Annotated in this window: 9 protein-coding genes and 2 pseudogenes; 7 read left to right on the top strand and 4 right to left on the bottom strand. The window is 66.7% G+C overall.

Features of this window, described 5'->3' with window-relative positions; genetic code table 11:
• Nucleotides 1–261, top strand: a pseudogene (locus ACZ6O2_RS35820) (glycogen debranching N-terminal domain-containing protein); the annotation flags it as partial.
• Between the two features lie 45 nt (nucleotides 262–306).
• On the opposite strand, the gene ACZ6O2_RS35815 reads toward ACZ6O2_RS35820, so the two are convergent.
• Nucleotides 307–1761 (bottom strand): amino acid permease, encoded by a 1455-nt coding sequence (locus tag ACZ6O2_RS35815; RefSeq protein WP_466026114.1) that lies wholly within the window; start codon nucleotides 1759–1761, stop codon nucleotides 307–309.
• A 169-nt stretch (nucleotides 1762–1930) separates the two neighbouring features.
• Complete coding sequence (locus ACZ6O2_RS35810) at nucleotides 1931–2713, bottom strand: transposase family protein (protein ID WP_350704550.1); 783 nt, start codon at nucleotides 2711–2713, stop codon at nucleotides 1931–1933.
• A gap of 1303 nt (nucleotides 2714–4016) precedes the next feature.
• Between ACZ6O2_RS35810 and ACZ6O2_RS35805 the strand changes: the two genes are divergently transcribed.
• From ACZ6O2_RS35805 to ACZ6O2_RS35795, 3 genes are all read left to right on the top strand, one after another.
• Entirely contained in the window at nucleotides 4017–5285 is a 1269-nt protein-coding gene (locus ACZ6O2_RS35805; protein WP_466026113.1) for a hypothetical protein, read from the top strand.
• Between the two features lie 259 nt (nucleotides 5286–5544).
• Complete coding sequence (locus ACZ6O2_RS35800; RefSeq protein WP_466026112.1) at nucleotides 5545–5817, top strand: DddA-like double-stranded DNA deaminase toxin; 273 nt, start codon at nucleotides 5545–5547, stop codon at nucleotides 5815–5817.
• Complete coding sequence (locus tag ACZ6O2_RS35795) at nucleotides 5814–6230, top strand: Imm1 family immunity protein (protein ID WP_466026111.1); 417 nt, start codon at nucleotides 5814–5816, stop codon at nucleotides 6228–6230. The genes ACZ6O2_RS35800 and ACZ6O2_RS35795 overlap by 4 nt, the downstream gene beginning before the upstream one ends.
• Before the next feature lie 149 nt (nucleotides 6231–6379).
• Here the strand turns inward: ACZ6O2_RS35795 and ACZ6O2_RS35790 are convergent, their stop codons facing one another.
• Nucleotides 6380–6967 (bottom strand): ThiF family adenylyltransferase, encoded by a 588-nt coding sequence (locus ACZ6O2_RS35790; protein WP_466026110.1) that lies wholly within the window; start codon nucleotides 6965–6967, stop codon nucleotides 6380–6382.
• Between the two features lie 14 nt (nucleotides 6968–6981).
• Between ACZ6O2_RS35790 and ACZ6O2_RS35785 the strand changes: the two are divergent.
• Nucleotides 6982–7757, top strand: a pseudogene (locus ACZ6O2_RS35785) (transposase family protein); the annotation flags it as partial.
• An 18-nt stretch (nucleotides 7758–7775) separates the two neighbouring features.
• Here the strand turns inward: ACZ6O2_RS35785 and ACZ6O2_RS35780 are convergent.
• Complete coding sequence (locus ACZ6O2_RS35780) at nucleotides 7776–8579, bottom strand: maleylpyruvate isomerase N-terminal domain-containing protein (protein WP_466026109.1); 804 nt, start codon at nucleotides 8577–8579, stop codon at nucleotides 7776–7778.
• Between the two features lie 1674 nt (nucleotides 8580–10253).
• Here ACZ6O2_RS35780 and ACZ6O2_RS35775 point away from each other — a divergent pair.
• Both ACZ6O2_RS35775 and ACZ6O2_RS35770 read left to right on the top strand, forming a co-directional pair.
• Entirely contained in the window at nucleotides 10254–10442 is a 189-nt protein-coding gene (locus ACZ6O2_RS35775) for a hypothetical protein (RefSeq protein WP_466026108.1), read from the top strand.
• Nucleotides 10439–10918, top strand: a complete 480-nt coding sequence (locus ACZ6O2_RS35770) for a helix-turn-helix domain-containing protein (protein WP_466026107.1) — start codon at nucleotides 10439–10441, stop codon at nucleotides 10916–10918. Before ACZ6O2_RS35775 ends, ACZ6O2_RS35770 begins: the two co-directional genes overlap by 4 nt.
• Nucleotides 10919–11046: the final 128 nt, after the last annotated feature.

Below are 11046 nucleotides of genomic sequence, written 5' to 3'. Positions count from 1 at the left end.
ACCAAGTACCCCGTCGAGTACCCCACCGCCTGCAGCCCGCAGGGCTGGTCGGCCGGAGCGACCCTGCTGTTCCTCCGTACGATGCTCGGCCTCAACCCCCACGAGGACCACCTCGCGGTCGACCCCGCCCTACCGGCCGCGATCGGCCGGATCGAACTGCTCGACATCCCAGGACGCTGGGGGCGCGCCGACGCGTTCGGCCGCAGCCGGGCCGACAGCCGGCGTCGCGCCAGGACTCGACGGTCAGTAAGGACGGAATAGGGGCTTGCCGACGGCGGCGCCGGTTCGCCCGGTCGGTGTGCCGGTTCACTGCCGCATGCGCCTGCCAAGGCGGCTGTGGCGCCGTCCGTATCCGAAGTAGATGACCAAACCGAGCACCATCCAGACCACGAACCGCACCCAGGCCCATACCGGCAGGTTCAGCATCAGCCACAGGCAGGCCAGGATGGCGAGCGCTGGCAGCCAGGGCACACCGGGGGCCAGGAATGAGCGATGCAGGTCGGGCCGGGTGCGCCGAAGCACGATCACGCCGAGGCACACCACTACAAACGCGAACAGAGTACCAATGTTCACCAACTTCGTGAGTTGGGACAGCGGCACGGCCCCGGCCAGCGCCGACACGGCCACGGCCATCACCAGCGTGATGATCCACGGCGTACCGAACCGCGGATGCACCGCGCCCAAGCCGCGCGGCAGCAATCCGTCCCGCGACATCGCGAACAGCACTCGGGTCTGGCCGACCAGCAGCACCAGGATCACTGTGGTGATCCCGGACAGCGCCCCGACATCGATGATCTTGGCCGCCCATATGACGCCGACCTCGTCAAACGCGCGGGCCAGTGGGGCACCCGTGTCGAGCCGGGTGTAGTGCGCCATGCCGGTGATAACGAACGACACCGCCATGTAGAGCACCCCGCAGATCGCCAGTGCTGCGAGGATGCCGCGAGGCATGTCGCGCTGCGGGTTGCGGGTTTCCTCGGCGGTCGTTGCGACCACGTCGAAGCCGATGTAGGCGAAGAACACGATCGACGCCGCCGCGAGGATTCCGAAGACGCCGAAATGCTGCGGGGTCACGCCGAGCAGGACCTGCAGCAGTGGTGCATCGCCGCCAACCTTCTTCTCCGCCGGCTGGGCGGGCGGGACGAACGGCGTGTAGTTCGCCGCCTTGATGAAAAAGGCACCCAGCGCGATAACGAACAACACCACCGCGACCTTGACCGCGACCAACACGGCGGATACGCGGCCCGACAGTTTGGTCCCGAACAGGGCCATGATGCCGAGCAGGACGACGATGAAGATGGCGCCCCAATCGGGGCGGGCAGCGTCGCCGGCCACCGTGTCGGACAGGTTGAACAGGTCATGCAGGTACGCCGACCACCCTCGGGCCACCACGCTGGTCACGATCGCTAACTCCAGCGTCAGGTCCCAGCCGATGATCCAGGCGATCAGTTCGCCGAGCGTGGCGTAGGAAAAGGTGTAGGCTGCCCCGGCTACCGGCAGAGTAGTGGCGAGCTCCGCGTAGCAGACCGCGACGAGCGCGCACACCGCGCCGGCGATGAGGAACGACAGGACGACGGCCGGGCCGGCGTTACGGGCCGCCTGCTGCCCTGTCAGCACAAAGATGCCGGTGCCAATGATGATCCCAACGCCGAACACGGTGAGGTCCAGCGCGCTCAGGCTCCTCTTCATCCGGTACGTCGGCTCATCGGCCTCGGCGATGGACTGTTCGACCGACTTTGTACGCATCAGACCCCGCAGCATTCCGCGTGCGTACCCGACAGCAGCAGGAACAAACTACCCCTATCGACGCATTCCGTGACTCACTTACGACCTCGTGCACGGCTGCCTGGAGCCGCCGGGAGTGTGGATCTAACGGCTCTGTCTCACATTCGGCTCTGTCTCACATTGAGCCATTTTCATCGAGCTCTTTTCATCCTGCGTAGCGGTTGGCTTCGACCCGGTGCAGGACCAGGATGGCCTGCACGATCGTGGTGGCTCGACGTGGGCAGCAGCGCAGCTTGGTCAGGATCTTCCAGGTCTTCAAGGTGGCGATGGCTCGTTCACCACGGGCGCGGATCTTGGCGTGCGCACGGTTCACGGCTTTCTGTCGGCGTGACAGCTTCGGCCGGTAGCGGTGCCGCTTGAATGGGGTGCGGACGCTGCCACGGGCACCTTGATAACCCTTGTCCGCGAACGTCATCACGTTCGCGCTGGTCAGCGCTTCGATGATGCCGTGGGTGCGGGCTGCGGTCAGGTCGTGGACCGCGCCCGGCAGTGCCGGCGAGGCCCAGACGAGCCGGCCGGCCGCGTCGGCGATGACCTGCACGTTCACCCCGTGTCGCTGGTGCTTTCCGGAGTAGTAGGGCTTCTGGTCGGCGACGCGGTCGATCGGGATCAGCGTGCCGTCCAGGATCGCGTACGCCAGCAGCCGGATCCGCTGCATCGCCGCGGCCAGGTCGTCGGCCGATGCCGTGAGCAGCGCGACCGCTTCCTGCACGTAGCGCCAGGCGGTGGCCACACCGACGGCGAACCCGGCGGCCAGACGGGTGTAGGTATCGCCGTTACGCAGATGAGCGAGAACGAGCAGTGCCTGCCGTCCCGGATCGAGGCGCCGCCAGCGGGACCGATGCTGCTTGCGACGGCTGCGGATGCGGTCGGCGAGATGGTTCAAGGTCCGGCTGGACAACGAGATCGTGGACGGGTAAGACAGCACAGGCGAGGCTCCCGGTCGGGGCATCTGATCTTGGTCGACTGCTGTCTTACCTGGAGCCTCGTCTTCATCGATCCTCGGCCCGCCAACACCGTCCCTGAGCTGCATGACCAGCTTGGAAAAGGCTCCCTGTTAGACCCTGCCATGATCTGCGCATTACGAGTCGGTCCCGGGGCACTGGTCCACCGCCTGGTGCTCGTGCTCGACGTGGTGCCGGCGTCCGCGACCGTCCGCTCTTGCTCGCCGGTTTGGCTGCTCACTTGGCTGCTCGGCATATCCCTGGCACCACCCGCAGGCGAGTTGCCCCTAACTGAAGGCCAGGATGCGGACTACTGGAGCGCGTGCCGGCTACTCGTTCGGCACCAGCTACCCGACGCAAAAATAGTACGACACAGAGACGGATATTTAATCCGTAGTCGTGTAACGTGGCTGGCGATTGGAGCAGTGGCTAGATCCTGCCCCTTTTCCGGCGTGTCGACTTCCGACGACGCTCGTCCTCATGTTTGCTGAGGGTCCAGAGACATGGAAGGCGCGCCCCGCTGACATCGGGACGCGCCTCGCAACTCCATGCCTCGCCCGGAAGAGAGCAAGGGGAGGATGTGAAGCTAGTGCAGCGTGGCGACAAGCGCAAGAAGGCTCGCGGTGGTCGCAGAATAACTAGTCGAGGCCGGGGGCAGATGATCTGCGTCCTGGTCACAGTGTCGGCGTTCTTAACCGTGTTGGCCGACATCCTAGAGTCGGCCGATCGGATCATGATGCGCCTGTAGTCTGTGGGAGCGAAGCCCCGGACTTCCCGAGGTGGTCCGGGGCTTCCTCGTATCTTGCGCCGCCGGCGGGCTATCGGCCCGGCCCAGGTTCGACCGCGCGAGCGGCCCGCCCTGGAAGACGCTGTTGCCTCGTTTATAAGGCGCTTCCGGCGAAGGTCGCAGCGTCTGCTGACGTTCGTCGGGTCCGACTCCGAGGCGGCACCCGTCCGCACTCGTCCGGCCTCGGCTGCCACCGTTGATGTCAACAATTGATGTCAGATCGCCGCCGCTATCGGCCTCGCCGCCCAGTGAGGGTGACCCCCGTCGGGGGGATGCGAACTGAGGCTGTCGACTCCTGCCAGCCGATGGCAACTCGCGTCGATGAGCAGGTGGCTGGTCTCGTCGGTTGACGTTCGGGACCGCATCGGGGCTCGCGCTGCCTCCTTGCTGCCTCGGACACGCCGGCGGCCTCTTCGTCCGGACTCTGCCGGCGGCTCTATTTTGTCGTCCGGCAGGCGTACCGTCTCTTGTCGACACGAGACGCGGGAGGGATCGAAGCGTTGGATAAGGCGGCGTTCGAGGGGCACGCGATCTGGGTCACGCTCGACGATCTTGATCAAGGGCTACGTGCCAGTGAGGGCAAGGCCGGCCCGCCGAGCGCGGACTATGCTGCGCGCCTTCGAGCAATCCTGAGCTACGCCCTTTCGTTCAAGAACTCCAGCCACGAGCTCTTCAGCCCCGCGATGCTCGACGGTGCCCACAGCCCGTTCGCTTCCGCGTTCAGCTACATGGCGAACTGGACTGCAAGTCCGCAGCAAGCCGACCACCTCCGTCAGGTCGTCGATTACACGGAGCAGGCTCTACCCTCCATCGGATCCTGGCCCACGCCCTCCCCAAGAGGCGGTGCTGCCAGGCAGGCGAAGGACATGTACGAGGCATACCAGCAAGCTGCCGAGTCCGCGATCAAGACGTTGAAAGACGAGATCGCAGACCTCCAGCAGCGCCTCGCGCAGACAAAGGCGGACTACGACCAACGGGCAGACGAAGCCGAAAGCGCACTCGAACAGCTCAAAGCCAAGATCGCGGAGCAAGAAACCCGCATCGCGCATGGCGAGGACCAACTCGCCGCCCGTGTCGCCGAGAGCAGAGATGCATTCGCCAGCGAGCAGGAAGAACGGGCAGCGAAGCACGACGAGTGGCTTGCGAACCAAGCGGCCGACCTAGAATCCCGCGCCACGCCCTCCCTCGAGGAACTGGAGAACCAAGTTGCCCAGGCTCAGCAGCAGGTTACCCAGATCGAAAAACTCCACCGCGAGTCCGAGAACCTGGCCGGCAAGGCGGCTGCGTCGATCCTGGGCGGTGATTACAGCTCGTACTCACTACGCGAGTGGATTGCAGGCATGGTCTCTTATGCCGTCGGGTTTGTGATTCTCGGCCTTGTCGCGTGGTTCCTCCTCGATTCCGTGTCCGGGCTCGCAGTGGATGCGAAAGTCTCTTGGCAGTACGTTGCCCTAAAGCTCGGCATCACCGTGACGGCCGCAGCCGCCGCGACCGTTGCTTTCCAGCTCGGCTCCAGACTCGTCAACCGGTCCCATTCAGGCAAACGCGCGGCCCTCGAACTGAAGGCGATCGGTCCCTTCCTTGCCGATGTGGATGACGAGGAGCTCGTACGCAAGGCAAAGATCAGCTTCGTGGAGCGGATGTTCGGGCGAGCCTGGGATGTTGAGCCAGGCAGCGAAAGCAAAAGCAACGGCGAGAACGGGAGCGTCGCAAGTAGTGCGGACTTACTGGAAGCGATTCGGACGCTCGGTAGAGGAAGCGGCCAGTAGGATCAACGCTCCACGTCAAGTCAGGCTCGGACAGCACCAGCCACTACCTCTCGGGTCGTAAGTCGCGACCATGTAGCTCTTCGTCATATGGCGTTGCTGTCAGCGTCGCTGCCGACAGTTGGCTTCAAGCTTTGCTGTCCTGCACCAGCGGTTGCGCGTTCACCGAACTCGCCCACCCATCTGACCAGCGCTGGGCACGGCTTCGGGATACCCACTGATCCGATAAGGCAACAACGCCGTCAGGGGTCGTACCGGAAGCGTGCCGGCGGACCGCCCTCCAGGCAGGCCCGGAGGGGCGTCTGCGACCGACCATCTGGAGGCAAAGCTTGCCGCCCGGATGCGCCGCGACCACGTCACCCAGGCGGCTGTGGTGACGAACAATCCGCCCTGCGATTACACCCCCTACGGCTGCGAGAAGATTCGCGCCCGACTGCTGCCGACCGGCGCGCAGCTGGCCGTCTACGTGCGCGACGATGACGGGCAGGTACGCCATTGGCGTACCTATACCGGAAACGGAAAGGCGATCGCATGAAGGTGACCTGGACCTACGACCGGGGCGACCATCGCGACAACCACGAGGTCGAACTGACCGCCCCCGACGCCCTGGAGGCACTCCTTCGCGAGATCCAGCAGGCCGGCGAGCCCGTCGTGCTGACCATCTTCAGCGACACCAACGACGACCTCGATGACCTGCCACCCGGCATCCAGATCGGGCTCGGTCACCCCACCCACGCCTTCGCGGTACACATCGCCGACGACAGCGGCTACCTCAACGACCCCACAACGGAAACCCCGACCGAGGGACTCCAATTCGACTTCGGCGGAGTGCCCACCGAGTGCCCGGCCGAGCACCTACAACTTCGGCCCGAAACGGCAATACAACTGGCAGTCACCTTCCTCAAGACCGGCGGCGAACCGCCGTACCTAACGGCTGTCACCGAGTGATCGCGTGGCGAGGGGCAGCGGCGCGCTTTGGTGCGCCCGCCCGTGATGTCGAAGGCCCTGCATGCCCCGCAGGTACGACCCGGACGGCTTCTGCGCGGCGGTACGACTCGACCTAGCGCCGGCAGTTCCGCCGTCCGTTCAAGGGCGGCTCAATCCGTGCCGTTGATCCGCCATTGCGCCCATTCAAACACCTTCGGCCGGCTGAATGAACAAGGGGCGGTTGAGCTGCGGGCCCTCCGGGTGGTCGTATCGCGTCCATCCCAGCGACGCCCAGAAGTCAGGTACTGGTTGGCGGCGGCGTTGACCCAGTACCGGGCGGAGTGGCTATCCGCGGCGAGGAAGATCCAGTCACAGGAGTTCAACGACTGTCGCGCCTTGCTGGTCTTGACCCGTTCCGCCATCACCGTAAGGCCGATACCCGAGTTCGCCCGACGTGCGTTCCGGGCCGCGGGAAGGGTCTTCGGTCGGCCGATGTCGCTGCGCTCGGCGGCCAACAGCCGGGGCAGGTTGGTCTCGTCGACGATGTCGTCGTCGATCAGGAGAAGGCCGCCGACACCGAGGCGGGCGAGGAATTCGACGAGAAAGTGGTCCAGTACTCGCCGACCACGGTCAGTGCGTGCCGCTCGCTGAGCCTTTTCATCGTAACGGTGCAGGTCACAGCCAAGTGGAGACCCCAGGTGTCGGGATAGGACGAGGCTCCCGGTAAGACAGCAATCGACCAAGGTCAGATGCCCCAACCGGGAGCCTCGCTGTGCTGTCATACCCTGCCGCGATTCCGTTGTCCGCCCGCAGCCTGAAGCACCTCGCGGGTCTCATCCGCCGCCACCGTGAACAGCGCAGATCCCGATGGCAGCGCCTTGATCCAGGCCGGCAGGCACTGCTCGCGCTCGCCCACCTGCGCAACGGTGACACCCTGACCCGCCTGGCCTGCGGATTCGAGATCGGTTTCACGACGGCTTGGCGGTACGTCCGGGAAGCTGTCGACCTGCTTGCCGCCACCGCAGACGACCGGAACGCCGCGATAGACCGGATCCGCCGGCTGCCCTACGCGATCCTCGACGGAACTCTGATCCCGATCGACCAAGTTGCCAACCAGAAGCCCTACTACTCGGGAAACACCGCCGTCACGGCCTGAACGTCCAGGTCGTCGCCGACCCGGCAGGCCGGCTGGTCTGGGCCTCAACTGCCCTGCCCGGCTCGGTCCATGACCTGACCGCGGCCCGCGCTTCCGGCATCATCGACGCCCTGAACAGCGCCAACGTGATGACCTTCGCCGATAAGGCATATCAAGGTGCCCGCGGCAGCATCCGCACACCGTTCAAACGCCACCGCTACCGGCCGAAACTGCCGCGCTGGCAGAAGCAGGTCAACCGCGCTCACGCCCGGATCCGGGCCATCCGTGAACGCGCCAACGCCACCCTCAAGACCTGGAAAGTTCTGACGAAACTGCGCTGTTGCCCACACCACGCCACCGCGATCCTGCAGGCGATCCTGGTTCTGCACCACGTCGAGAACCCGGCCTACGCAGAATCAAAGGGATCGTTGTTACACGGACGGGTCCCAGGCTGCGAGCTGATCGAAGATGCGACGGTCGCCTTCGAGCTTCAGGGAATCCAACGGTATCCGGCCGTAGAAGAACAGGACTAGGTCACTGGCCGTGCCCCGGGCGGAGGCGTCGGCCGCGTCCGGGGCCTCGCCGGCAGCGGGCTCGCCGAGGCGGGCGACCCGTGCCCCGTCGCGGGACAGCCGGAGGCGCCAGGAGCGGCCCTCGACGGCGTGGTAATCGACGACGGCGGATTGGTGTGGCCAGGCGACCGTCGTTGCGCAGAGGGTGAACTGGCAGTCGTCGAAACCGTCGAGGGCGACCTCGTCTGGTAGCGGCTGCGGGGCACCCACGGTGAGCTGGACGTCGTAGGTGTACACCGCGATCTCGGGAACTTGGCGTCGCGCCCATGCGCCGGAGGTTTGTGGTGACGGCGAGTCGTCCCACCATGTCCAACAACCGCGATCCGGGCCGGCCTCGCGCAGCGTGCTCGTCAGTTGCTCGATGGACTCGGTCCACCAGGTCAGGAGAGCCTCACGCTCCCGGGGAGCACCGGCACCGTCCTCCCAGGCGGACTTCTCTGGGGGAGCGTCTGCGGGCCCTGCGGCGACGATGGCGGCTGATTTGCGGCGGGCCATGCCGACGTGTTGCACCAGATCGAAGAGCGTCCGCTCGGGAGAGGCATGCGGATCGCTGGTCAGAACCGGCACGTCGAGGCTGGGCGCCGCCGCGACCGCAGCGCGGAAGGCGGTCGACCGTTCGTCAATGAGCCGTAGATGATCAGCGAACGTGAGGATCTTGTGCACTCCGGCTTTCTACCAGTGTGCTCCCACAACCGGACAGCGATTTTCGCAGCCGACACGGCGGGCGCCGCGGCACTGGCGCGGCAGGTTTCCACCTGCCGTGACCTGCACCGTCACGATGACCAGCCAAATCGCTCACCACGACTTGTTGTTCAGACCCGACTACCGATTTTTCACGTCCGGGACGAGGAATGCGACGCTGCGGAGGGTGGCCACGCGGCACTCACCCGGTCGTACGAGAGCGGCGCTGCGGCGACGGAGTACGAGGTGTACATGACTGCGGCTCAGGACCTGCTCAAGGTGCGAGCCCGCTTGGAAGTGTGGGACGGGCCCGCCGGCCCGGCAGACGGGTTCGACGACGTCCCAGCTTTCAGGCTGACCTGCCCCAGCGGCATACCGCAGGTTTCTAAAACGTCGAGAACGAGTGAAGGTGAGTCCGCCTGGCCCTGGTCACACCGGGATTCGTCACCGATTACTGGCCCAGGGATGACGCGCGGGGCGGGGCGTGGGTTCCGGGCCGGCTGACTTTCCGCCCCGGCGCCGTAGGCGGCCGGCGATGACGCCTGCGGCGCCGGCGTGCACTGCCGCGTTGGGGGCTGCCCGGCCATGACCCAGGCCGGCTATCGCCACAGCGGCCGCTCCGTGCCTGGATCGCTCCCGATTCGGCAGGACGATCAGGCCCGAAGCGAGGCCGGGCACGGCTGACACCTCGGCTGTTATCGGGCGACGACTTGATCTCTGTGGAAAGTCGAGCGTCACTGCATCCGGTCACCGTCCCGGCGGACCCGGCAGCGGCATCCCCACACCGCTGGCCGGGGTGGTGGCCACCGGCACCAGACACCACCGTCGAAGGGGCAATGCTGATGACATCGCCGCACCGCCGCGCTGTGCCCCACACCGTTATCGACGTCCCGTTGTGGCTGCTCGCCGCTGATGTCGCCGCCGCCCACCTTCGTCGCCCCGGCCAGCCGAGCCGCTGTGCCAACCTGCGCTGCACCGGCGAGGCGTACCCGTGTGCACCGGCGCGTGATGCCCAGCGTGCCTATCGTGCCGCGACCCGGCCCGGTGTCTGCGCCCGAGATCGCGCGCGGGTCATCGTCCCATCTGGCGGCCCGGCCACGGGCTTTGCCGGCTGGTTCCGGCCCGCGCGGCCGGTGGCCCCATTGCAGCGGTTCATGACAGCGCCGCGCGCCGCGTGACAGGCCAGGTCCCATTCGGGGCGCCTGCCACCGCTCTTGTCCGCACCGCGGCGGACCCGACTGCAATCCTCCCGAGGAGGAACCACGTTCCCGCACCAGGCCGGCACCCGCCGGTTAAGCCTCTGACACGGCTGCCTGCTGCTCGGCGAAACGTCGTCGTTTTCGCACGCTGCCCCTGCCCGCAGGTAGCGGAACCCGTTGTTACCCGCTCGCGCTTCCCTGATCAGCCCTCGTTGCGAGCCAGGCCGCAGAGCACCCGTGCACGCCCTCACGTCGCCTGCCCGATCGACGCATCGACCAGGCAGCGCGGCATGGGCTCCCCCGCCTGTTCGGCGGCAGGCCAACCCAGCACCACACGTCACGACCGTCCCCACCCCACTTCATGGAGAAACCTGTGCCTCATCGGCCCCGTGCCCTACGACGGCTAGCCCACCTACAACGCCCTCACACCGCTACCCGGATTGTCCGCGGCCACGCCGTGATCGCCCCTGACATAACCCTCGGACTCGACAGCGTCGGGCTTGTCGTTGGCGTCGCCGCGGAGACGGCCGCCGCCGAGTCCGCCGACGTCAGGGTGTTCCCGATCGTCCGCCGCGCCGCAGATGCTGCCGATCGCGGGCCCGGCCATCTCGTCATGTGCGATGCGCAGGCGCGGGTGCCGGCATGAGCATCGAAGCCGTCACCTGGGCGCTGAACCACGCCCCCGACGTCCCGCCGCAGTGCCTCGCCGTGCTGATCGGCCTCGCCAATCACGCACACGCCAACGGCCGCGCCGCGTACCCCACGCAAGACCGTCTCGCCCACTACGCCCGCAAGTCTGTCCGCTCGGTGCAACGCGACCTTGACGAGTTGGCGCGGCGCGGCCTGATCCGGCGAGGCGACCAGCGCCACACCGCGTTTCTTCCGGCCGACCGCCGACCGATCGTGTGGGACCTCGCCATGGAACGTCGCAGGCCGCTACCCGACGCCGTCGACCCGCTCGCCGAGGCTCAGTCCGGGCGCCCTACCGAGGCACCCGGACCTGTGGATAACCGGGGCGACGCACACGACGCCCCGGTGCCGGACCGGGGTGACGCACACGTCCGGACGGGGCGACGCACACGACCGGACGGGGCGACGTACACGTCGCATAACCGTCCTTAACCGTCCATAACCAAACGCGCCCGCGCGCGTGGGGGGGGGGCGCGCCCCCCCCCCCCCCCCCCCCCCCCCCCCCCCCTCTTCCTCACGACTCCCCCCCCACCCCCCCCAAACCACCCCAGTCGCAAGAA

The organism is Micromonospora sp. NPDC048040 (assembly GCF_055587185.1).
Note: the sequence above shows the minus strand (reverse complement) of the source record. Positions and strands in the feature narration are given on the sequence as shown.

Coding starts and splice junctions, on each gene's coding strand:
- ACZ6O2_RS35815 (WP_466026114.1), bottom strand. CDS start 1,761: ATGCTGCGGGGTCTGATGCGTACAAAGTCGGTCGAACAGTCCATCGCC.
- ACZ6O2_RS35795 (WP_466026111.1), top strand. CDS start 5,814: ATGAAGGTGACCTGGACCTACGACCGGGGCGACCATCGCGACAACCAC.
- ACZ6O2_RS35770 (WP_466026107.1), top strand. CDS start 10,439: ATGAGCATCGAAGCCGTCACCTGGGCGCTGAACCACGCCCCCGACGTC.